The organism is Bradyrhizobium yuanmingense, assembly GCF_900094575.1.
Classification (GTDB): domain Bacteria; phylum Pseudomonadota; class Alphaproteobacteria; order Rhizobiales; family Xanthobacteraceae; genus Bradyrhizobium; species Bradyrhizobium yuanmingense.
In genome coordinates this window covers 666,978-688,135 of the sequence record NZ_FMAE01000002.1, presented here as the reverse complement: position 1 = coordinate 688,135, position 21,158 = coordinate 666,978, and the positions used below count along the sequence as shown (strand labels likewise).

19 protein-coding genes and 1 pseudogene are annotated in these 21,158 nt (G+C 64.0%); 16 read left to right on the top strand and 4 right to left on the bottom strand.

The genetic code is table 11. The features are described from left to right. Positions 1 to 50: 50 nt before the first annotated feature. Complete coding sequence (locus GA0061099_RS08290; RefSeq protein ID WP_036020213.1) at positions 51 to 872, bottom strand: DUF3108 domain-containing protein; 822 nt, start codon at positions 870 to 872, stop codon at positions 51 to 53. A gap of 592 nt (positions 873 to 1,464) precedes the next feature. On the opposite strand from GA0061099_RS08290, the gene rpmB reads away from it, so the two are divergent. Both rpmB and GA0061099_RS08280 read left to right on the top strand, forming a co-directional pair. Further along, positions 1,465 to 1,773, top strand: a complete 309-nt coding sequence (gene rpmB / locus GA0061099_RS08285) for a 50S ribosomal protein L28 (protein ID WP_036001998.1) — start codon at positions 1,465 to 1,467, stop codon at positions 1,771 to 1,773. Between the two features lie 222 nt (positions 1,774 to 1,995). Then, a complete protein-coding gene (locus tag GA0061099_RS08280) occupies positions 1,996 to 3,015 on the top strand; it encodes a DUF262 domain-containing protein (RefSeq protein ID WP_074447638.1) in 1,020 nt (339 codons plus the stop codon). Here GA0061099_RS08280 and GA0061099_RS08275 read toward each other — a convergent pair. Both GA0061099_RS08275 and GA0061099_RS08270 read right to left on the bottom strand, forming a co-directional pair. After that, entirely contained in the window at positions 2,942 to 4,024 is a 1,083-nt protein-coding gene (locus GA0061099_RS08275) for a DNA cytosine methyltransferase (RefSeq protein ID WP_074447637.1), read from the bottom strand. The two genes, GA0061099_RS08280 and GA0061099_RS08275, sit on opposite strands and share 74 nt — an antisense overlap. Further along, on the bottom strand, positions 3,981 to 4,427 hold the full coding sequence (locus GA0061099_RS08270; RefSeq protein WP_074447636.1) for a very short patch repair endonuclease: 447 nt from the start codon (positions 4,425 to 4,427) through the stop codon (positions 3,981 to 3,983). Before GA0061099_RS08270 ends, GA0061099_RS08275 begins: the two co-directional genes overlap by 44 nt. Before the next feature lie 174 nt (positions 4,428 to 4,601). On the opposite strand from GA0061099_RS08270, the pseudogene GA0061099_RS08265 reads away from it, so the two are divergent. From GA0061099_RS08265 to ftsZ, 3 genes and pseudogenes are all read left to right on the top strand, one after another. Beyond that, a pseudogene (locus GA0061099_RS08265) lies at positions 4,602 to 4,778 on the top strand (phospholipase effector Tle1 domain-containing protein); the annotation flags it as partial. A gap of 116 nt (positions 4,779 to 4,894) precedes the next feature. Further along, positions 4,895 to 5,410 (top strand): hypothetical protein, encoded by a 516-nt coding sequence (locus GA0061099_RS08260; RefSeq protein ID WP_036020186.1) that lies wholly within the window; start codon positions 4,895 to 4,897, stop codon positions 5,408 to 5,410. 148 nt (positions 5,411 to 5,558) lie between these two features. Then, positions 5,559 to 6,815 carry a cell division protein FtsZ gene (ftsZ, locus tag GA0061099_RS08255; RefSeq protein WP_036020184.1) on the top strand — a complete coding sequence of 419 codons (1,257 nt, stop codon included), beginning with the start codon at positions 5,559 to 5,561 and terminating at the stop codon, positions 6,813 to 6,815. Positions 6,816 to 7,016: 201 nt separating this feature from the next. On the opposite strand, the gene GA0061099_RS08250 is transcribed toward ftsZ, so the two are convergent. After that, the gene (locus tag GA0061099_RS08250) at positions 7,017 to 7,544 is read right to left on the bottom strand and encodes a hypothetical protein (RefSeq protein ID WP_244429293.1); all 528 of its coding nucleotides are present in this window, start codon (positions 7,542 to 7,544) and stop codon (positions 7,017 to 7,019) included. Between the two features lie 314 nt (positions 7,545 to 7,858). Here GA0061099_RS08250 and GA0061099_RS08245 point away from each other — a divergent pair, with 314 nt between their 5' ends. From GA0061099_RS08245 to groL, 11 genes are all read left to right on the top strand, one after another. Beyond that, entirely contained in the window at positions 7,859 to 9,193 is a 1,335-nt protein-coding gene (locus GA0061099_RS08245) for a DUF2235 domain-containing protein (protein ID WP_036020178.1), read from the top strand. A 346-nt stretch (positions 9,194 to 9,539) separates the two neighbouring features. Further along, positions 9,540 to 9,785 carry a PilZ domain-containing protein gene (locus GA0061099_RS08240; RefSeq protein WP_036020176.1) on the top strand — a complete coding sequence of 82 codons (246 nt, stop codon included), beginning with the start codon at positions 9,540 to 9,542 and terminating at the stop codon, positions 9,783 to 9,785. A 349-nt stretch (positions 9,786 to 10,134) separates the two neighbouring features. Further along, positions 10,135 to 11,289, top strand: coding sequence for an iron-containing alcohol dehydrogenase (locus tag GA0061099_RS08235; protein ID WP_036020175.1), 1,155 nt, complete (start codon positions 10,135 to 10,137; stop codon positions 11,287 to 11,289). An 18-nt stretch (positions 11,290 to 11,307) separates the two neighbouring features. Continuing rightward, positions 11,308 to 12,858 (top strand): AMP-binding protein, encoded by a 1,551-nt coding sequence (locus GA0061099_RS08230; protein WP_036020173.1) that lies wholly within the window; start codon positions 11,308 to 11,310, stop codon positions 12,856 to 12,858. 412 nt (positions 12,859 to 13,270) lie between these two features. After that, complete coding sequence (locus tag GA0061099_RS08225; protein ID WP_036020207.1) at positions 13,271 to 14,869, top strand: ABC transporter substrate-binding protein; 1,599 nt, start codon at positions 13,271 to 13,273, stop codon at positions 14,867 to 14,869. A 33-nt stretch (positions 14,870 to 14,902) separates the two neighbouring features. Next, entirely contained in the window at positions 14,903 to 15,850 is a 948-nt protein-coding gene (locus tag GA0061099_RS08220; RefSeq protein ID WP_036002026.1) for an ABC transporter permease, read from the top strand. A 9-nt stretch (positions 15,851 to 15,859) separates the two neighbouring features. Further along, positions 15,860 to 16,753 carry an ABC transporter permease gene (locus GA0061099_RS08215; RefSeq protein ID WP_036020171.1) on the top strand — a complete coding sequence of 298 codons (894 nt, stop codon included), beginning with the start codon at positions 15,860 to 15,862 and terminating at the stop codon, positions 16,751 to 16,753. Next, positions 16,753 to 17,760 (top strand): ABC transporter ATP-binding protein, encoded by a 1,008-nt coding sequence (locus GA0061099_RS08210; RefSeq protein ID WP_036020169.1) that lies wholly within the window; start codon positions 16,753 to 16,755, stop codon positions 17,758 to 17,760. The genes GA0061099_RS08215 and GA0061099_RS08210 overlap by 1 nt, the downstream gene beginning before the upstream one ends. Further along, the gene (locus GA0061099_RS08205; RefSeq protein WP_036020167.1) at positions 17,757 to 18,743 is read left to right on the top strand and encodes an ABC transporter ATP-binding protein; all 987 of its coding nucleotides are present in this window, start codon (positions 17,757 to 17,759) and stop codon (positions 18,741 to 18,743) included. The genes GA0061099_RS08210 and GA0061099_RS08205 overlap by 4 nt, the downstream gene beginning before the upstream one ends. Before the next feature lie 366 nt (positions 18,744 to 19,109). Beyond that, positions 19,110 to 19,424, top strand: coding sequence for a co-chaperone GroES (gene groES / locus GA0061099_RS08200; protein ID WP_036020204.1), 315 nt, complete (start codon positions 19,110 to 19,112; stop codon positions 19,422 to 19,424). Positions 19,425 to 19,460: 36 nt separating this feature from the next. Further along, complete coding sequence (gene groL / locus GA0061099_RS08195) at positions 19,461 to 21,080, top strand: chaperonin GroEL (RefSeq protein ID WP_074447635.1); 1,620 nt, start codon at positions 19,461 to 19,463, stop codon at positions 21,078 to 21,080. Positions 21,081 to 21,158: the final 78 nt, after the last annotated feature.

Below are 21,158 nucleotides of genomic sequence, written 5' to 3'. Positions count from 1 at the left end.
AGGGGGCGCGCCCCGGAATGACGGCGGAGAGAGCGGTGCGGCCTCCTCGCCTACTGCGTCTTGGCGACCCGTGGCGGCTGGGGGGCGGTGATGAAGCTGGTGGCTTCCAGCATGGCCGGGCCTAGCGGGGTCGGCACTTTCAGCCAGAACGGGACCAGGATGCGCGTGCCGGCGATGGGGGCGAACGCGATCTCCATGTTGCGCTGGGCGGCGAGGTATTTGATCACCGGGCGGTCGGGGATGTAGCCGGCGATCGGCACGAAATAGATCGCGCAGACCACGACCGGGCCCTTGTACCCCTTCTCCGCCTTCACGGTCTCCATGCGCTTGAAATCGAGCTTGAGCTCGTAGCGCATGCGGCCGTCGAACACCGGCGCGGAGCTGTGGCAGGCGTCCTGCGAAACGGGATCACCGGTGCCGGGCACGCGCAGCAGCGAGGCCGTCATGGGGTCCCACACGCCGCGGCGGTGCGCCTCGGTGACGACGATGCGGTCGGGATCGACCGGCGGCTCCGGCAGGATGGCAAAATCCTTCACATTGCCCTTGTCGAGGGTGATGCGGATCTCTTCGGTCTTCTTCTGGGTGGTGGTGGAGGCCTGGTAGCCGGTCGCAACCAGCGCGCCGCCCACGACGCGCCCCTGGCTGGCGCCGGTGCCGGACCCGCCCGTGAACGACTTCAAAAGCCCGGTGGTGCCGCCGGCGGCCGCCGCCGAGAACACGTCGTCCTGGATATCGATGTTCCAGGCGCCCTTGCCGACGGGAATGCCCGCCAGCGTCGCCTCATATTGCGCCTCGAGCTTGCCTTGCGCCGCCGCGGGCGCTGCGCCGGACGCCAAGCCCAGCACCACCGCCAGGCCACAAAGCGCCATCAGCCGGCCGGCCAAGGGGACGTCCAAGCGGACGCCCCGACACAGACAGGCTGAGCGCAGGACTTGCGCGAAATGAAGCGTTATCGGCACGAAACAATCCAATCAGAGCGCGATATGCTGTTACTTAAGCCAAAACCGGCGACAAACAATGTGTCGGGGCATGCAGCCCCGGGAACTCCACCGGACTCTTCGACGGCGAATACGCCCTTTATGTGATGGTAAGGGGCGACAATCATTGCCGTTTTGGTGATCGGAAGGTAAAGGGGAGGCGTTCCGAGCTCTCCCCACCCTCAGCTGTCATGCCCCGCGAAGGCGGGGCATCCAGTACGCCGCAGTGCCTCTGGTCAGCCGCGCCCCTGCGGCGTACTGGATCGCCCGGTCGAGCCGGGCGATGACACCGAGCGCGGGGCACGAGATCCCGGGTTCGGGCTCTGCCTGCCCCGGGACGACGGGCCAAAAACGGCCCGTCGCCTTGACGCAAGGCCCCTTCCCCCCTATACGTCCGCCCGCTCCCTGCAAGGACGAAAGAATTTGCCCCCGTGGCGCCGAAATGGCGGCCGCACTCGTTGGGGGTTCGAACTAAAGGATTTATGCCATGTCTCGCCGCTGCGAACTGACGGCCAAGGGCCCCCTCGTCGGCCACAAGGTCAGCCACTCCAACATCAAGACCAAGCGCCGCTTCCTGCCGAACCTCGTCAACGTGACGTTCATCTCGGAAGCCCTGGGCCGCAACGTGCGCCTGCGCGTCTCCACCAACGCCATCAAGAGCGTCGACCACAATGGCGGCTTAGACGCCTACCTGCTCAAGGCCAACACCGATGCGCTCTCCCCGCGCGCGGTCGAGCTGAAGCGCGCCATCCAGAAGAAGGTCGGCGACACCCAGCCGGCGAAGCAGGCGAGCTGAGATTTTTAGGATAAGGGCGGGGGCTAAGTTGCGTCGCGTGGCGTAGGCTTAGCCGAGTAAGAGTTCGAGTAGCGGCCGGATCGGAAGATCCGGCCGTTTTTGTTTTTGCACGCCGAGCGGTTATTGCAGCACGCTGCCGCCCCTCCTTTGGAGCGCTTCTTTAGACTGATTGACCAACCACCCTTGGTTGCGCTTGGATGTTGCACCTACGAGGAAGTTTGAATGAGCGACGAAGATTCTCCGGAGCTGCCGCTCCATCCGTCCGACGATGAAATGATTGAGGTCGTCGAAGAAGCTCGTCGGGAGGCTCGATATGTCGTTACCGACTACCCTGTAGAGCTCCTAGTTCGAAAATTTAGAGAAGAACCGGAGCAAGAAGGCGACATCTATATTCCGGAATACCAAAGAACGCTGCGTTGGTCAGACCAGTCGCAGTCGTACTTTATCGAGAGTGTCATCCTCAGAATTCCGATACCGCCAATCTTCCTCTACGACGTCAAGGGACGTCTAGAGATCGTTGACGGCTCACAGCGGGTCCGGACCCTCGTACGCTTTGCGAACGATGAGTTCGCCCTAGGCGCGTTAGACAGGCTCGATGTTTTAACTGGACTAAAGTACTCGCAGCTTCCGTCGACAATTCAAAAGCGACTGTTCAACACCCCAATCCGATCGTTTGTGCTCGATGAGGGGACCGACGAAAGCACCCGGATCGAGCTCTTTAGGCGCCTCAATACAACAGGGAAAACGCTGCACGATGCCGAGATCAGAAAGGGAGCCTTCCGTGGCCCCTTCCTTGACTTAATTCTTGAATGCGCAGCAACACCTATCTTCAAGGAACTAACGCCGCGAATAGCAAAATCAGCCGATCCAGAGAGCGAGCGTCAGGAACTCGTTACTCGATTCTTGGTCTATTCGGACCACTACAGTCAATTCAAGCACGACGTGCGTCGTTTCCTCGACTCGCATGTCATCAAGTCGAATAGGATTATTTCAGAGACAAAGGTTCAGGCGAAGCGCGCTGAATTCGACAAGACAATGCAGTTCATACACGCCAACTATCCGAGCGCCTTTTATCGCGCGGGCAAAGGTGGAGCGCTCCCTCGAGTCCGATTTGAGGCCGTCGCCGTCGGCACCTGCCTCGCCTTGCGTAAAAAGCCGAATCTCACGTTCAACGGAAATAGCGATTGGCTGTTTGGCGAGTCGCAATTTGGGAAACTTCAGGACCTTCATGATCCGGATTGAGGAAAATCGCCTGATGATCTGCTTGACCAAATGCCGCTGTACTGATTTTGGACCCGCGTTTCGCAGGTACCATCTCAAGGGGGCTTGAGACCTCTTCCGCTAGCGATTTTGCAATCCATTCGACCACAGGAACGCTGACGGCGTTACCTACTAGCTTCCATCGGGCCCTCTTCTTGACGTTCCTTAAAGCGCCGACATCTGTCCAGTCTTCTGGAAATCCCTGCATTCGTTCGGCGTCGGAGACGCCCGGCGTCACGAACGAACGTGCATCCTTGTTCCAGATGGCAGGAGGTGATGGAATGGAAAGAGAAGAACCTCCCTTCAATGGGGGCACGGCTTCGGGCGACCACCCTAATCCTCTATTTCCCTCCGTCCAATAGAAACCATACTGCTGCGGATGTGAGTGGGCCTCAGGCGAGATGTTGAGCGCCCCGCGGAAAAGGATCGTCTCTGGCGCGAGTTGTCGTGATGCCAAAATGAACAATCGGCGCCGCCGCTGAGGAACCCCAAAATGCTGACTATCGAGAATTCTGTAAGCCCACTTGTAGCCGAGCATCTCCAACTGAGACGTGACGAACCTTAGGGCCGCTCCCTTCTGCAAGTGAAGCGCAAAGGCAACATTTTCAAGCAGGATAAATTCAGGTTTCGTTTTGGTTGCCTGCACCAATCTGAAAACTTCAGAGATCAATCCGGAACGGTCACCTGCAATACCCGCGGTCCTACCAGCTTGGCTCAAGTCCTGACATGGCCAACCTGCCGTTAGAATTTCGCATGCAGGCAGTCTCTTGAGTGTGCGGATATCGGTGCGAATTGGGACGTCGGGAAAATGATGACGGAGCACGGCGCGAGCCAAGGGATCGCTCTCGCACATCATGACCGTTCGGAAGCCGGCCCGCGCCAGCCCCAACTCAAAACCGCCTATTCCGCTAAAGAGACTTACGACGCGCATTCTATCCGATTTATCCTTATCGCCCCCGTGCAGCCTGCCTATTTTGCGCTCGACGAGCATATAACAGGCCTTTGGCTACCTTCGATGCCGACTCATTATTCTTCACTTGGCACTCCCACACTACAACGACTTTCCATCCCATCTTTCTCAACTGAGATTGGGCTCGACGATCACGAGCGACATTGCCTTCAAATTTCTCTCGCCAGAATCGAGCTCGGAGCTTCGGCGTAGTCGCCTTCGAGCAGCCAGGATGTCGATGCCAGAAACACCCGTTGACAAAAACCGCTACACGGGACCGAACGAACACGATGTCCGGAGTCCCAGGCAGATCTCTCCGATGCAAGCGATATCGAAGCCCTATGCGGTGTAAGGCCTGCCTGAGATTTAGCTCAGGTTTGGTATGCCGCTGCCGGACGGCGGCCATCATTGACGATCGCTTTGCCTTAGAAACAATGTCGGGCAAGAAATGAGCCTCCCTTCACCGGGCATCGTTAGCGGAATCTCTAAGATTCGCCAATGGCTTCAAAACAGCACGGGTAAGCAAGGGGACAAAATCAGCGCGACCAGCGGTCCTCTATTCCGCTCTACTCGCCCCGGCAGCATCACCCTGAGGCACATCCCGTGGAGCACGCGCGCGATGCCGACCGGAAACCGAGCCGAAAACCTCGTCATCTGCCGTGACGGCACCGGCAACGAGATCAGCGAGAACGTCTCCAACGTCCTGAAGCTCTATCGCTGCCTGCGCAAGACGGACACGACGCAGCCGCGGCAGCTGGTACCCTGCGAACCCAAGGCCGGCACGGTGACGCCACCCGTAAACACCCCCCTCGCGCGTTAACCGTCCATTAACCAACGCACCCTAGCCTGCGGTAATCGTCCAGCCATCATTAGCTCGAAATGCCTTCCCGGTTCGCTCCAGGAGAAGCGCCGATGTGCGTTGAGTTGTTGACGTATGCCGATCTCGGTGCCCGCCTCAATGTCTCGCGCGAGGCCGCGCGGGCACTGGCGCGGCGTCGGCGGTTGCCGCGCTCGCGGTCGGCTGACGGCAAGGCGGTGGTGAGCGTCGATCTCGCCGCTCTCCGCTACACGCCGCGCCCGCGACGAGCCCGCCGGGCAGATCCCATCGCGACCTCCCTGGCCAGGATCGAGGCCGTCAAGACCGAGGTCTTCAAGGCGGAGATCGCGCGGCTCGAATCCGTCGCAGCCGCCTACAGGGCCGTGTTCGAGCGCGAGCGCGAGCGTGCCGATCGCCTCGCCATCGAGCTGACGCAGGCGACCGCCGAGACGACGGCCGCCAATGCATGGGCGGCACGACTGGAAGACGAAGTGGCGGCGCTGCGGAGCGATCGCCGCCCTGGCGGCTCGATCGCAGGACACGCGGCGCGCCGGTTGGGACATCTGGCCGCCTTCATCGTGCAAGCAGACCGCGCGGCTAGAGCGCGATGAGATTGGGATGAATCGTCATCGCGCTCCAGGTTTTTGTTCGAGCATGATCTTTTCGGAAAACCGCTTCGCACTTTTCCGGATCATGCTTGCAGGTAGCACGCGAGACTTTCTTTAATCCCCGGCTTGCCGGAGCAATCGCGAGGGAAGAATGACTGGCAATACCGATATCCATGAAATGAAGGCCCGCATCGTTGTGTTCGGCGTCGGCGGCGCCGGGGGCAATGCCGTCAACAACATGATCGCGGCCGGGCTGCAGGGTGTCGAGTTCGTGGTCGCCAACACCGACGCACAGGCGCTGGCGATGTCGAAGGCGAAGCGCCTCATCCAGCTCGGCACGCGGGTAACCGCAGGCCTCGGCGCCGGCTCGCAGCCGGAACTGGGACGCGCCGCAGCCGAAGAGGCGATCGACACGATCCGCGAGCAATTGACCGGCGCGCACATGGTGTTCGTGACGGCAGGCATGGGCGGCGGCACCGGCACCGGGGCTGCACCCGTCGTGGCCAGAATCGCGCGCGAGCTCGGCATTCTCACCATCGGCGTGGTCACCAAGCCGTTCTACTTCGAGGGCCAGCGCCGCATGCGCTTTGCCGAAGCCGGCATCGAGGAGCTGCTGAAGACAGTCGACACCCTCCTGATCATCCCGAACCAGAACCTGTTCCGTGTGGCCAGCGAGAAGACCACGTTCGCCGATGCCTTCGCCCTTGCCGACCAGGTGCTTTATTCGGGCGTGGCCTGCATCAGCGACCTCATCGTCAAGGAAGGTCTGATCAATCTCGATTTCGCCGACGTCCTCTCCGTCATGAAGGAGAAGGGCAAGGCCATGATGGGACGGGGCGAGGCTTCCGGCGAGAAGCGCGTGCTCGCAGCCGCCGTGGCCGCTATTTCCAATCCGCTGATCGAGAATCCCTCGATCAAGCGGGCCAGTGGCCTCATCATCTCCATCACCGGCGGCAAGGATCTCATGCTGTACGAGGTCGACGAAGCGGCGACCCGCATTCGCGACGAGGCCGACCCGGACGCCAACATCATCGTCGGTGCGTCGTTTGACGAAAGCTTAGAGGGCATCGTCCGCGTCTCGGTGGTGGCGACCGGTATCGATAATCTCGATCCGGCGCAGGCGCTACCAGCGGAAACCGCCCTCACCCAGCTCGCCGGCAGGCTGCGCAACGACGGCCGCCGCATCGCCGATCGCATCGAGCGCAGCGCCGCCCTTCCGCAAGCGGGAAGCCCGCCGCTCCGCCCGCAGCCGCACCACCCCGTGGGCCCACCGGCCAGGCCGGGCCTGGACCATGCGCGACAGCCGGCGCTTCAGCCGCTCGATGCTTACGGCCGCGCGCCTGCACGCAATGCGCCCGACGAGGCCGTTCTCGATATTCCGGCCTTCTTGCGCCGCGCGGCGAGCTGAGTGGTCGAGCCGGGCTGCGGATCGGACGACCAGCGAGCCAAATAACAGGTCGTCATCCCGGGGCTCGCGAAGCGAGAGCCCGGGATCCATTTAGCCGCGGTGACCGTTGAGCAATGGATTCTCAGGTGCGCAATTGCGCACCGTAGTTCGCGCCAAGGGGCGCGCCCCGGAATGACGGAGTAGAGCCCAGCCGCCGATGCTTCACGCCGCCGTGCTGCGCGGGCTCTCGGCGGTTTCCTTCTTGTCCGTTTCCTTGTCGCGGGACAGCCAGGCCGGAAAGCGAAGCAGGCGTTCGTTGGTGTCCTTCGGCAGCTCGATGGGCGGGGCTTCAACGGCCGAACTCGGCAAGTCCAGCGCCGCGTGGCCGGATCGCACTGCATCCGCGCGCTGATCCAGTTCACGCAACAGGGGATCGAGCACGCTGTCGACCTCGGTCGCCACCGACACCAGGAAACTATTGAGCTCGCGCGCCTCGGGCACAACGGCCGCAGCCGATTCGACCGCCCGGGAGAGGCCGTCCACGACAGGTGCAAACGCTCCGGCGGCTTGCTTGATTCGCGTCTTGATCAGTTCGATCTCGCTCAGGACGCGCTCACGCTCTCGCCTTTTCTTCTCCTCCGAAAGGCGGGCTTCAATTTCGGCGATCTGCGCCGCCAGGGTCGTGGCTTCGGATGCGAGCGCATCGCGTCTGCCGCGCGCGCGATCGAGATCGCGGCTGAGATTGTCCACTAAGTCGTCCCTTGCGAACATGGCTTTGCTCCGTAGGACAGGCGTTCTGCCCTGTAGGACGGCCCTGGCGCGAACCGCCAGCCTCGCCACCGACCGGATGGCCGGATCGGCCGAAACAGGCATCAACTTCCGCCGCGTCACATGGGCCGACATGGTGATCCCCCATCGTCAACATTAGGCAACCGCATGGTTAACAAGAGGTTAATGTCAACACAGCCTTCGGCCATGGGACCGGGTGCCGGCGACGTCGCCTCCTCGCTGCCCTCCATTTTCCGCTATACTCGCCCGGGTAGCATCACCCGGAGGCGCATCCCATGGAATCCGCCCACCCCGCCGACCACAAGCCCGCCGGCAAGAATCTCGTCATCTGCTGTGACGGCACCGGCAACGAGATCTCGGAGAACATCTCCAACGTCCTGAAGCTCTATCGCTGCCTGCGCAAGACGGACAAGACGCAGCCCAGGCAGATGGTGTTTTACGATCCCGGGGTCGGCACCATGACGGAGCCGTCGACGTGGGGGCGCTGGAAGGCCAACATCAAGCTGGTGTGGGGGCTCGCCACCGGATACGGGCTCGATGACAACGTGCTGTCGTCCTATTGCTTCCTGGTTCAGCATTACGCGCCCGGCGACAAGATCTACCTGTTCGGTTTCTCGCGCGGGGCTTACACCGTGCGCGTGCTGGCGGGGCTGATCCACAAGATCGGTCTGATCTCGCCGGAGCAGGCGAACCTCGCCGGCAGCGGCCTCATTGCCTACAAGCAATATTCGGGCAGCGGGCGCGGCAACGACGTCGAGGATATCAAGAACATCGTGTTCGACGAGAGCGGGCCGCTGCCGAAGGACGAATTCGACCTCGCCGCGCAATTCGCGCGCATCACCTCGACGCGCTGGCCGACCATCCATTTCGTCGGCGTCTGGGACACGGTGGCGAGCGTGATCGTGCCGCGCGCCGATCGCTTCTACTGGCCGAGCCTGGAGGAGCTCGCCTTCACACTGCGCGATCCCAGCATCAGGATCTTCCGGCAGGCGATCGCGATCGACGAGCGGCGGCGCATGTTCCGCCTGAAGCCCTACGCGGAGCCGCAGGAGTTCTGGAGCAACCGCTACGTGCCCGACGAGAAGAAGGTGCCGCAGGACATCATGCAGGTGTGGTTCGCCGGCGTGCATTGCGACGTCGGCGGCGGCTATCCGGAGGCCGAGAGCGGGCAGTCCAAATATCCGCTGCTCTGGATGATCGACGAGGCCGAGAAGGCCGGGCTGAGGTTCAACCCGCGCACGGTGAACCAGCTCGCCTGGGGCGTCCAGCGCAAGAATTCGCCGTTCACCTACGTCGAGCCCGCTTATACTGGGAAGAGCGGCATGCTGCACGATTCCATGACGGCGGCCTGGCGCGTGCTGGAGTTCTTGCCGAAGCGCGCGAAGTACAGGGAATGGCCGGCGCGGAAAGTCTATTTCGGCTTCTACATCCCCGATGGCGAGCCGCGCCTGATCCCCGAAGGCGCACATGTGCATGAGAGCGTGCTGAAGCGCATGGCGGTGGAGCCGGGCTACCGGCCGGTGAACCTGCCGAAGGATTACGTGACGGTGCCGATGCCGGTGCCGCCGGGGGCGGATGTGGGGGCGGAGGTGGAGGGGGTGACGGGGTGACTTCCCTTCTCCCCTTGTGGGAGAAGGTGGCATAGGCGGCCTACGGCCGCCGTCTTAAGCATACGCCGACGCGTAGCGTCGGCTACGGCGCCGGATGAGGGGTTGTTGCCGCGCGTGGGACCGTTCGCGAGGATAGAACCCCTCACCCGGCTTCGATGCTTCGCATCGAAGCCACCCTCTCCCACAAGGGGAGAGGGGAAGCGCACTGCGCTACCGCTGCTTTTGCCTTTCGCTGACACTTTTCGTTAAAATTCTCGGGCGCGCCTTAGGCGGATCGCATCAACTCTTTTCCATGATTGGGGACAGATCAGCCGCCGCGACCTGCGGAGTTGGAGGAGACGTGCCAATGCATCCGCGAAAGTTCGTCCGTGTGAAGCCCGCGGGCCTGGTGTCACGCCAGGCCAAGATCATCACCGACCCGCGCGCGCCGGTGATCCCGTGCACGCTGATCGACTATTCGCCCGGCGGGGCCTGCGTCGATCTCGGCGGCCAGGTGGCGATTCCCGATCGCTTCGAGCTGCTGCACGTCAACACCAAGAAGCGCTGCCGCATCGCCTGGAAGCGCGGCACGCGCGTGGGCGTGGTGTTTTGAGGGAATAGCGGCCGGTTGCTGGCCCTGCCTTTTTGGCAAGGACTCGCCTTGGAGAGATTTTCCCTGCAGCCATCCTTCGAGACGCCCGCTTTAAGCGGGCTCCTCAGGATGAGGGGGGAGTGCGCGGCGGCAGTTCTCGACGGGCACCGGCGCCGATGAGCCTCATCCTGAGCAGGCGCGTAGCGCCGTCTCGAAGGACGAGGCGTGCGCGCCGGCCGCCGCCACATCTCATCTTCAACAGCCCGCCTTTGCGCTGCAAACGGCCAGCGTCTTCGCGCATGACGGCTCCGGCGGGGTCGGCTAGATTGCGTCCCTAACAACAAGAACGAATTGTCCGGGGAGGACAGGCGTGCACCAGGGACGTGTCGTGTTCGGCGCGATCGAGGAGGTCGTGTTCGGCCATCCTGCGGCCGAAGCCATCGTCGCGCAGATGGACCGGCTCGGAACAAGCCGCGCCTTCCTGATGGTGTCGGGGACGCTGAACCGGCAAACCGACGAAATCACGAAAATCAGAGAGGCGCTCGGCGCCCGCTGCGCCGGCCTGTTCGATGCGATGCCGGCCCATACGCCGCGCGAGGCGGTGATCGCGGCGACACAAGCGGCGCGCGCGGCGGAGGCGGATCTGATCGTCACAATCGGCGGCGGTTCCATCACCGACGGCGCCAAGGCGGTGCAGCTCTGCCTCGCCAACGACATCGACGATATCGCCGGCATCGACCGCATCCGCGTGCACAAGGGCGCCGCGCCCGAGATGAAGGCCCCAATCGTGCGGCAGGTCAGCGTGCCGACCACGATCGCCGGCGGCGAGTTCTCATCGATCGCCGGCGTCACCGACCGCGCGAGCCACGTGAAGCAGATGCTGCGGCATCCGCTCACTGTCCCGCGCGCGACCATCCTCGATCCTGCCATCACCGTGCACACGCCGGAATGGCTGTTCCTGTCGACCGGCATCCGCGCCGTCGACCATTGCGTCGAGGCGATCTGCTCGCGCGAGACGCATCCTTATGCCGATGCGCAAGCGGTCAAGGGCCTCGCCATGCTCGCCGACGCGCTGCCGCGGGTGAAGTCCGACCCTGGGGATCTCGATGCGCGGATGGATGCGCAGATCGGCACTTGGCTGTCGATGGGCGCGCTTGCCGCCGGCGTGCCGATGGGCGCGAGCCACGGCATCGGCTACGTGCTGGGCGGGGCCTTCGACGTGCCGCACGGCTACACCTCCTGCGTCATGCTGCCGGCGGTGATGCGCTGGAACGCGCGCGACAATGCCGAGCGGCAGATGATCGTCGCGGCCGCCATGGGCTATCCCGGCCGAGACGCGGCCGACGTGCTCGATGCCTTCATCCGCTCCCTCGGCATGCCGCGCAGCCTCGCCGACGTGCGCATCGCGCCGGATCATTTCGATGCGATTGCGGAAGCCGCGATGCGCACGAACTGGATTCCGCGCAACCCGCGCAAGATCGAGGGCCCCGCCGATGTGCGCGAGATCCTGCTGCTTGCCGCCTGATCGACATCCGGAGGATCGATGTACACAGGTCACCACGCCCGCCTGCGTCCGCTGCAGCCCGCCTTCATCATGGCGGCGACCGGCGAGGCCGTCACCTATCGCGACTTGGAGGCGCGCAGCAACCGGCTGGCGCACTTGTTCCGCCAGCACGGCTTGAGGCGGCTCGACCATTATTCGATCTTCATGGAGAACAATGCGCGTTATCTCGAAGCCTGCGGCGCGGGCGAGCGCTCCGGGCTCTACTACACCTGCATCAACTCGTTCCTGACGCCGGGCGAGCTCGCCTATCTGCTCGTCAACAGCCAGTCGAAGATTTTGATCACGTCGATGGCCAAGCTCGCCATCGCGCGCGAGGCGATCGAGGCTTGTCCCGACATCAAGCTCTGCATCGTCGCCGACGGCCCGGGCGAGAGCGAGCGCATCGTTGGCCTATCGGAGGTGACCGCCGGCCTGCCGGCAACGCCGATTCCCGACGAGTGGCTCGGCACCGCCATGCTCTATTCCTCCGGCACGACGGGACGACCTAAGGGCATCCTGCGCCCGCTGCCGGAGGAGAAGCCGAAGCACAATCTGCCGCTGTTCGATTTCCTGTTGAGGCTCTGGCACTACCGCGAGGGCATGGTCTACCTGTCGCCGGCGCCGCTCTATCATTCGGCGCCGCAGGCGGCCGTGAACCTCACGATCCGCATGGGCGGCACCGTGATCATCATGGAAAGCTTCGATCCCGAGCGTTACCTGCAGCTGGTCGAGCAATGGGGCATCACCCACACGCAATTGGTGCCGACGATGTTCTCGCGCATGCTGAAGTTGCCGGAGGAGGTGCGCGCCCGCTACGATCTGTCCTCGCTGGAGATCGCCATCCACGCCGCCGCGCCCTGTCCGCCGCAGGTCAAGGACGAGATGATCAAATGGTGGGGACCGATCATCCACGAATATTACGGCGCCACCGAAGGCCTCGGCTTCACCGCCTGCAACAGCGAGGAATGGCTGGCGCATCGCGGCACCGTCGGCAAGGTGCTGCTCGGGGACCTGCACATTCTCGACGAGAACATGCGGGAATGCCCGACCGGCACGCCCGGCCAGGTCTGGTTCAAGACGGCAACGCCGTTCGAATATTTCAACGATCCCGAGAAAACCAAGGAGGCGCGCTCTGCCGATGGGAGCATGAGCACGGTCGGCGACGTCGGCTATGTCGATGCCGACCGCTTCCTATACCTGACCGACCGCGCCACCTTCATGATCATCTCCGGCGGGGTGAACATCTATCCGCAGGAATGCGAGAACCTCCTGATCACCCACCCCAAGGTGGCGGACGCCGCGGTGTTCGGCGTACCCAATGCCGATCTCGGCGAGGAGGTGAAGGCGGTGGTGCAGCCGATGCCCGGCGTGGAGCCGGGGCCGGCGCTCGCCGAGGAGCTGATCGCGTTCTGCGCAAAGTCGCTGTCGCGGCAGAAGGTGCCGCGCTCGGTCGATTTCGAAAAGGAATTGCCGCGGCTGCCGACCGGCAAGCTGTACAAGCGGCTGCTGCGGGACCGGTACTGGGGGAACAAGGTCTCGCGGATCGTGTGAGGGTTTCCGCTACGTAAGGTGCGCAAGCAAGCGCCATACACGCAACTGTCTTCCCGGGGCGCGACGAAGTCGCGAGCCCGGGACCCATAACCCCAGGAAGGAGTTGCGGCATGGGCTGGCAACTCCGAGTCTTCGCCAAGCTCCTCCCTGTGGCTATGGATCCCGGATCGGCGCGCGCTGAGGGCGCGCTTGTCCGGGATGACAGCGGAGGTTGTTGAGGCGACCTCGCGCAAACTCTCACAGGAATCGCGTCTTCGCACCTGCACTCTCACATCGCGAGACAAGCGCCCGAGATATTCCGTCATCCGAATTGTCGAGAGCGCAGCTGGCCTTGCGGGTTGCCTCGCTGCACGCGCCTCGCTATCGTCTGGATAAACAGGCCGCAAAAGGCCGAGGTCCAGGGAGGATGAGCATGCGGAGCGTGTGGGCGCTCGCCGCAATGGCGGCGTTATCTGTGCTGACGGCCTCAACTGCCACGCTCGCCGGCGAGCCCAAGCAGGGCGGCATTTTGCGGATGTATCACCGCGACAGTCCGGCCAACGCCTCGATCCTCGAAGGCGCGACCTATTCGATCAACATCCCCTTCATGGGGGTGTTCAACAATCTCCTCATCTACGATCAGCACATCGCGCAGAACAGCCCCGATACGCTGCGGCCGGACCTCGCCGAAAGCTGGTCCTGGAGCAGCGACAACAAGAAGCTGACGTTCAAGCTGCGCCAGGGCGTGAAATGGCACGACGGCAAGCCGTTCACCTCGGCCGACGTCAAATGCAGCTTCGATCTGTTGATGGGCAAGTCGCAGCAGAAGCTGCGGCAGAATCCGCGCAAGGCCTGGTACAGCGAGGTCAACGAGGTCACGACCAACGGCGAATTCGAGGTCACCTTCGACCTGAAGCGGCCGCAGCCCTCGCTGCTGGCGATGCTCGCCTCCGGCTACACACCGGTCTATCCCTGCCATGTCTCGCCGGCGGACATGCGCACAAATCCGATCGGGACCGGACCGTTCAAGTTCGTCGAGTTCAAGGCCAATGAATCGATTAAGCTGACGCGCAATCCCAATTATTGGAAGAAGGGCCTGCCCCATCTCGACGGCATCGAATACACCATCATCACCAACCGCTCGACCGCGATCCTGGCCTTCGTCGCCGGCAAGTTCGACATGACCTTTCCGACGCACATCACGATCCCGCTGCTGAAGGACATCAAGTCGCAGGCGCCGAACGCGACCTGCGTCGTCGAGCCGACCAACGTCTCGACCAACATCATCGTCAATTCGACCTCCGCGCCGTTCGACAACATCGACATCCGCCGCGCGATGGCGCTCGCGCTCGACCGCAAGGCGTTCGTCGACATCCTGTTCGAAGGCCAGGGCGACATCGGCGGCACCATGCTGCCGCCGCCGCAGGGCCTCTGGGGCATGCCGAAGGACCGGCTGGAGACCATTCCGGGCTATGGCCGCGACATCAACGCCAACCGCGAGGAAGCCAGGAAGCTGATGCAGAAGGCGGGCTACGGTCCGGACAAGCGCCTCGCCGTGAAAGTCTCGACGCGCAACATCGCGGAATATCGCGACCCCGCCGTGATCCTGATCGACCAGCTCAAGACCATCTATATCGACGGCGAGCTCGACGTCGTCGAAACCGCGAACTGGTTCCCGAAGGTCGCGCGCAAGGATTACATGCTCGGCCTCAACCTGACCGGCAATGCCGTCGACGATCCCGACCAGTCGTTCTACGAGAACTATGCCTGCGGCTCGGAGCGGAACTACACCAATTATTGCAACAAGGAGATCGAGAAGCTGTTCGACGTGCAGTCGCAGGAGACCGACATCGGAAAGCGCAGGCCGCTGGTGTGGGACATCGACAAGAAGCTGCAGGAGGACGTCGCCCGCCCGATCATCTTCCATGCCCGCGCCGGCACCTGCTGGCACCCCCACGTCAAGGGCGTCACGATCATGTCGAACAGCTCCTACAACGGCTTCCGCTACGAGGACGTGTGGCTCGACAAGTGACGCGACGCTAACGGCTGGCGCGGAGGGCGGTGCATGTTTGCCTATCTGGTGCGGCGCCTGTTCCTGATGTTCGTGACCCTGTTCGGGATCTCGATCGTCATCTTCTTCCTGCTGCGCATCGTACCGGGCAACATCGTCGACATCCTGTTCGCCGCCGCCGGCTATGTCGATCCCGCCGACAAGGCCAATCTGGAGAAGGAGCTCGGCATCGACCGTCCCCTGATCGTGCAATATTGGCACTGGATCAGCGGTTTCATGCGCGGCGATTTCGGCTTCTCCTATGTCTCGGAGAAGCCGGCGCTGCAGGAGATCCTGCCGCGAATTCCGATCACGGCAAAGCTCGCCGGCCTCGCGCTGCTGTTCTCGGCATCGATCGGCATTCCGCTCGGCGTCATCAGCGCGGTGAAGCAGGGCACGAAGCTCGACTACGCGCTTCGCGTCGTCAGCCTCAGCGGCCTGTCGCTGCCCTCGTTCTGGCTCGGCCTTCTGATCCTTACAGCGTCGGTGGCGATGTTCGGGCAGATGCCGATCTTCAATCCCAATCCGAAGACCTGGCTCGAGGCGTTCGCGACCTACGCCGTGCCGGCCGCCGCCGTCGGCTTCCGCAGCGCGGCGCTGACCATGCGCATCACGCGCTCCTCGATGCTGGAGGTGCTGCGGCAGGACTACATCCGCACCGCCCGCGCCAAGGGGGCATCCGAAGCGGCGGTGAACTATCACCACGCGCTGAAGAACGCGATCCTGCCCGTGATAACCGTGATCGGCATCGAGGCGGCGTTCCTGATCGGCGGCCTGATCGTCACTGAGACCGTGTTCAACATCCCCGGCGTCGCGCGCTTCCTGGTGGAGGCGATCCGCTGGCGCGACTATCCGATCGTGCAGAACCTCGTGATGTTCATCGCGGTCGTGGTGGTGTTCGCCAATTTCACCGTCGACATGCTCTACGCGGTGTTCGACCCGCGGATCAGGTACACGGATTAGGAGATCAGCTTGGCCGCGATCGATTTCGACGTTGAGCTGAGGCGGGCCGGGGCGCATGCGACCGGGGGCTGGCGGCGCGTGCTGTTCATGGCGCAGCGGCACGTGCTGGGCGCGGCCGGGCTCGTCATCATGACATTGTTCGTGCTGACGGCGATCTTCGCCGATGTCATCGCGCGCTATGATCCGCTGACCGTCGATTCCGCCCGCGCGCTGGCGCGGCCGAGCTGGGCGCACTGGATGGGCACCGATTCCTTCGGCCGCGACGTGTTCAGCCGCATCATCCACGGCGCACGGATCTCGCTCGCGGTCGGCATCGGCTCGACCGTGCTCGGCGGCACCATCGGCGTGATCGTCGGCCTCACCTCCGGCTATCTCTCCGGCTGGTTTGATCTGGTGTTCCAGCGCGTCTCCGACGTGCTGCAGGCGCTGCCGCTGCTGGTGCTCGCGCTGGTGATGACGGCCGCGCTCGGGCCCTCGCTGCCGAACGTGATCATCGCCATCGCCATTCCGCTGATCCCGACGGTGGCGCGCGTCATCCGCGCCAACACGCTGGCGCTGCGCGAGCAGCCGTTCGTGGAGGCCGCCAAGTCGATCGGCATGAGCGAGATGCGGATCGCGCTGCGCCATGTGCTGCCGAACACGCTGGCGCCGCTGATCGTGCTGGCGACGGCGCAGCTCGGCTCGACCATCCTGACCGAAGCCTCGCTGTCCTTCCTCGGCCTCGGCATTCCCGAACCCTATCCGTCGTGGGGACGCATGTTGTCCGAATCCGCCGCCGAATATGTCCGCACCGCGCCGTGGCTGGTGATCTTCCCGGGCGTCGCGATCAGCCTCGCCGTGTTCGGCGCCAACCTGTTCGGCGACGCCCTGCGTGACATCCTGGATCCGAGGCAGCGCGGCTGATGGCGGACAAGACCGATCTCGTGCTCGACGTGAAAAACCTGAAGACGGTGTTCTTCACCAATTCCGGCCTGTTCAGGGCTGTCGACGACCTCTCCTTCAGCGTGAGGCGCGGCGAGACGCTGGCGATCGTCGGTGAATCCGGCTGCGGCAAGAGCGTCACCGCGCTGTCGCTGATGCGTCTCGTGCCCGATCCGCCCGGGCGCATCGTCGGCGGCTCCGTCGCGCTGGAAGGCACCGACCTGCTGGCGCTGGATGAGGCGCAGATGCGCGCGGTCAGGGGCAATCGCATCTCCATGATCTTCCAGGAGCCGATGACCTCGCTCAATCCGGTGATGCGGATCGGCGACCAGATCGTCGAGGCGGTGCGGCTGCATCGGCATATCTCGGCGAAAGAGGCGCAAGGCATCGCCGTCGAGATGCTGCGGCTGGTGCGCATCCCCGAGCCGGCGCGGCGGGCGCGCGAATATCCGCACCAGCTCTCCGGCGGCATGCGCCAGCGCGCGATGATCGCGATGGCGCTGGCCTGCCGGCCGGCGCTCCTGATCGCGGATGAGCCGACCACCGCGCTCGACGTCACCATCCAGGCGCAGATCCTGGCGCTGATCCTCGACCTGCAGAAGGAGCTCGGCACCGGGCTCGTGCTGATCACGCACGATCTCGGCGTGGTCGCGCAGACCGCGCAACGCGTGATCGTGATGTATGCGGGGCGAAAGGTCGAGGAGGCCAGCGTCGAGGCGCTGTTCGCCGCGCCGAAGCATCCCTATACGCGCGGGCTGATGGCCTCGATCCCGGCCGTGCCGGCCTCCGGCGCCGCCGCGCAGGCGCGGCTCAACGAAATCCCCGGCACGGTGCCATCGCTGGTGCGGCTGCCGCAAGGCTGCGCCTTCGCGCCGCGCTGCAAGCTCGCCATCAAGCGTTGCGAGGCCGAATATCCGCCGCTGGCAGATTGGGGCGGCGGGCATCTGGCCGCCTGCTGGCGCGCGGAAGAAGTCGCGGAGGTGGCATGACCGAGGCGCTGCTCGAAGTCACCGACCTCAAGAAGCACTATCCCGTGCGCGCCGGCGTGTTGCGCCGGCAGGTCGGCACCGTGCACGCGGTCGATGGCGTCTCCTTCGCGCTCGGCACCGGCGAGACGCTCGGCCTCGTCGGCGAATCCGGCTGCGGCAAGTCCACGGTGGCGCGCAGCGTGCTGCGGCTGGTCGAGCCGACCTCGGGCCAGATCCGCCTCGACGGCGAGGACATCACGCATCTGTCGAAAACGGCGATGCGGCCGCACCGCCGCTCGATGCAGATCGTGTTCCAGGATCCGTTCGCCTCGCTCAATCCGCGCATGACCGCCGGCGACATCGTCGGCGAGCCGATCGCCGTGCACGGGCTCGCCACCGGCAAGGAGCTGGACGCGCGGGTCGCAAGGCTGTTCGAGCAGGTGGGATTGCGGCCTGACCAGATGCGCAATTTCCCGCATCAATTCTCCGGCGGTCAGCGCCAGCGCATCTGCATTGCCCGCGCGCTGGCGCTGGGGCCACGCCTGATCGTCTGCGACGAGCCGGTCTCCGCGCTCGACGTCTCGATCCAGGCGCAGGTGATCAACCTTCTGATCGACCTGCAGCGGCAGCACGGCTTCTCCTATCTCTTCATCGCGCACGACCTTGCCGTGGTCGCCCATATCAGCCACCGCGTCGCCGTGATGTATCTCGGCCGCATCGTCGAGATCGCCGACAAGGACGAGCTGTTCCGCAATCCCCGGCATCCCTACACCCAGGCCCTGCTCGCCTCGGTGCCGGTCGCCAATCCGCTGGCGAAGAAGCTCGCGCCCTTGGTGGATGGCGACGTGCCGAGCCCGGTCAACCCGCCCTCCGGCTGCGCATTTCACACCCGCTGCCGGTTTGCAATGGAGCGGTGCAAGACGGAACGGCCGGCGCTGGTGGATGCCGGTGATGGGCATCAGGTGGCGTGCCTGCTCAATGACGGGACGGGGCGAGGCCGCTAAGGCGGGCTCATAGAAGAAAGGTCAGCTCCTGAGGGAGAAGCGGAAATCTTCTGCTCGGCAGAGCGTTACCGCTTTTGACCCAAAGCGGACCTCAAGGGGCTATATGGGATCATCCTCACATGGAAATGACCAGTAAGGGCGGCTCTCGAGATTTGCGGGCCCAAGCCGATGCACCTCGCCCGCCAAGCAGGCGTGACAGGGACGGCGGCACATCCAAAGGATCCGGACAAGAACCTTGAAGTAGCGCAAAAATTTTTGCAGGTCCTCTTGACTAGAAATCCGCGTATTCCTAGGTCGTTTGCCGCCCGGGGGCCGGTTCCGGACCCGGATTTTGGACATCGCTGAACCTACCCAAGGAGGATGTGCATGCATTTCCGCCCGTTGCACGACCGTGTGCTCGTGCGCCGCATCGATGCCGAGGAGAAGACCGCCGGCGGCATCATCATTCCCGACACCGCCAAGGAGAAGCCGCAGCAGGGCGAGGTCATCGCCGTGGGGCCGGGCGGGCGAAACGAGCAGGGCCAGCTCGTGCCGCTCGACGTCAAGGTCGGCGACCGGGTGCTGTTCGGCAAGTGGTCGGGCACCGAGGTCAAGATCGACGGCGAGGAGCTGTTGATCATGAAGGAAAGCGATCTTCTCGGCGTGGCCGAGCAGGCCGGCACGCTGAAGAAGGCGGCGTAACGCTGACAGTCATCGAACGGAAAGGAGTTTAACAACATGGCTGCCAAGGACGTGAAGTTCGCGACCGAGGCCCGCGAGCGCATGCTGCGGGGCGTCGACACACTGGCGAATGCGGTGAAGGTCACGCTCGGTCCAAAGGGACGCAACGTGGTTATCGAGAAATCGTTCGGCGCTCCCCGCATCACCAAGGACGGCGTCACCGTCGCCAAGGAGATCGAGCTGGAGGACAAGTTCGAGAACATGGGCGCCCAGATGGTGCGCGAGGTCGCCTCCAAGACCAGTGATCTCGCCGGAGACGGCACCACCACGGCGACCGTGCTGGCGCAGGCCATCGTCAAGGAGGGCGCCAAGGCCGTCGCGGCCGGCATGAATCCGATGGACCTGAAGCGCGGCGTCGACCTTGCCGTGGACGCGATCGTCGCCGACCTCAAGTCGCACGCCAAGAAGATCACCTCCAACGACGAGATCGTCCAGGTCGGCACCATCTCCGCCAACGGCGACACCGAGATCGGCCGCTTCCTGGCGGATGCGATGCAGAAGGTCGGCAATGAGGGCGTGATCACGGTCGAGGAGGCCAAGAGCCTGCACACCGAGCTCGAGGTGGTCGAGGGCATGCAGTTCGACCGCGGCTACATCTCGCCCTATTTCGTCACCAACGCCGAGAAGATGAAGGCCGAGCTCGAAGATCCCTATGTGCTGATCCACGAGAAGAAGCTGTCGGGCCTGCAGGCCGTGTTGCCGCTGCTGGAGCAGGTCGTGCAATCCGGCAAGCCGCTCCTGATCATCGCGGAGGAGGTCGAGGGTGAGGCGCTGGCGACGCTGGTCGTCAACCGCCTGCGCGGCGGCCTGAAGGTTGCCGCCGTCAAGGCGCCGGGCTTCGGCGACCGCCGCAAGGCGATGCTGGAGGATATCGCGATCCTCACCGGCGGCACCGTGATCTCCGAAGATCTCGGCATCAAGCTCGAGAACGTCACCGTGAAGATGCTGGGCCGTGCCAAGAAAGTGGTGATCGAGAAGGAGAACACGACGATCGTCGACGGCGCCGGCGCCAAGAAGGACATCGAGGCGCGCAGCCAGCAGATCAGGGCGCAGATCGAGGAAACCACCTCGGACTACGACCGCGAGAAGCTGCAGGAGCGCCTCGCCAAGCTCGCCGGCGGCGTCGCGGTGATCCGGGTCGGCGGCGCGACCGAGGTCGAGGTCAAGGAGCGCAAGGATCGCGTCGACGACGCTCTGCATGCGACCCGGGCCGCGGTCGAGGAAGGCATCCTGCCGGGCGGCGGCGTGGCACTGCTGCGCGCGCTCAAGGCGCTCGACGGGGTCAAGACCGCCAATGCCGACCAGAAGGCGGGCGTGGACATCGTGCGCCGCGCCATCCAGGTCCCGGCGCGGCAGATCGTGCAGAATGCGGGTGAGGACGGCTCCGTCGTCGTCGGCAAGCTGCTCGAGAACCAGACCTACACCTGGGGCTTCAATGCCGCGACTGGCGAGTACCAGGATCTGGTGCAGGCGGGCGTGATCGATCCTGCCAAGGTCGTCCGCACCGCCTTGCAGGATGCGGCCTCGGTGGCCTCGCTGCTCATCACGACCGAAGCGCTGGTGGCCGAGAAGCCGAAGAAGACGGAAGCGCCGAGCGCTCCCGCGATGGACTTCTAAGGACGGGCGAGCCTGGCCGAACGGCCGGGCTCGTTTGCCATGGATCTGTGACTGTGTTCTCGAACGAAAGGAGGATGA

Excerpts from the sequence above, each read along its gene's own strand:
- GA0061099_RS08205 (WP_036020167.1), top strand. The coding sequence starts at position 17,757 with ATGACCGAGGCGCTGCTCGAAGTCACCGACCTCAAGAAGCACTATCCC.
- GA0061099_RS08210 (WP_036020169.1), top strand. The coding sequence starts at position 16,753 with ATGGCGGACAAGACCGATCTCGTGCTCGACGTGAAAAACCTGAAGACG.
- groL (WP_074447635.1), top strand. The coding sequence starts at position 19,461 with ATGGCTGCCAAGGACGTGAAGTTCGCGACCGAGGCCCGCGAGCGCATG.
- GA0061099_RS08220 (WP_036002026.1), top strand. The coding sequence starts at position 14,903 with ATGTTTGCCTATCTGGTGCGGCGCCTGTTCCTGATGTTCGTGACCCTG.
- GA0061099_RS08275 (WP_074447637.1), bottom strand. The coding sequence starts at position 4,024 with ATGCTCGTCGAGCGCAAAATAGGCAGGCTGCACGGGGGCGATAAGGAT.
- rpmB (WP_036001998.1), top strand. The coding sequence starts at position 1,465 with ATGTCTCGCCGCTGCGAACTGACGGCCAAGGGCCCCCTCGTCGGCCAC.
- GA0061099_RS08245 (WP_036020178.1), top strand. The coding sequence starts at position 7,859 with ATGGAATCCGCCCACCCCGCCGACCACAAGCCCGCCGGCAAGAATCTC.
- ftsZ (WP_036020184.1), top strand. The coding sequence starts at position 5,559 with ATGACTGGCAATACCGATATCCATGAAATGAAGGCCCGCATCGTTGTG.
- groES (WP_036020204.1), top strand. The coding sequence starts at position 19,110 with ATGCATTTCCGCCCGTTGCACGACCGTGTGCTCGTGCGCCGCATCGAT.
- GA0061099_RS08260 (WP_036020186.1), top strand. The coding sequence starts at position 4,895 with ATGTGCGTTGAGTTGTTGACGTATGCCGATCTCGGTGCCCGCCTCAAT.
- GA0061099_RS08240 (WP_036020176.1), top strand. The coding sequence starts at position 9,540 with ATGCATCCGCGAAAGTTCGTCCGTGTGAAGCCCGCGGGCCTGGTGTCA.
- GA0061099_RS08230 (WP_036020173.1), top strand. The coding sequence starts at position 11,308 with ATGTACACAGGTCACCACGCCCGCCTGCGTCCGCTGCAGCCCGCCTTC.
- GA0061099_RS08280 (WP_074447638.1), top strand. The coding sequence starts at position 1,996 with ATGAGCGACGAAGATTCTCCGGAGCTGCCGCTCCATCCGTCCGACGAT.
- GA0061099_RS08225 (WP_036020207.1), top strand. The coding sequence starts at position 13,271 with ATGCGGAGCGTGTGGGCGCTCGCCGCAATGGCGGCGTTATCTGTGCTG.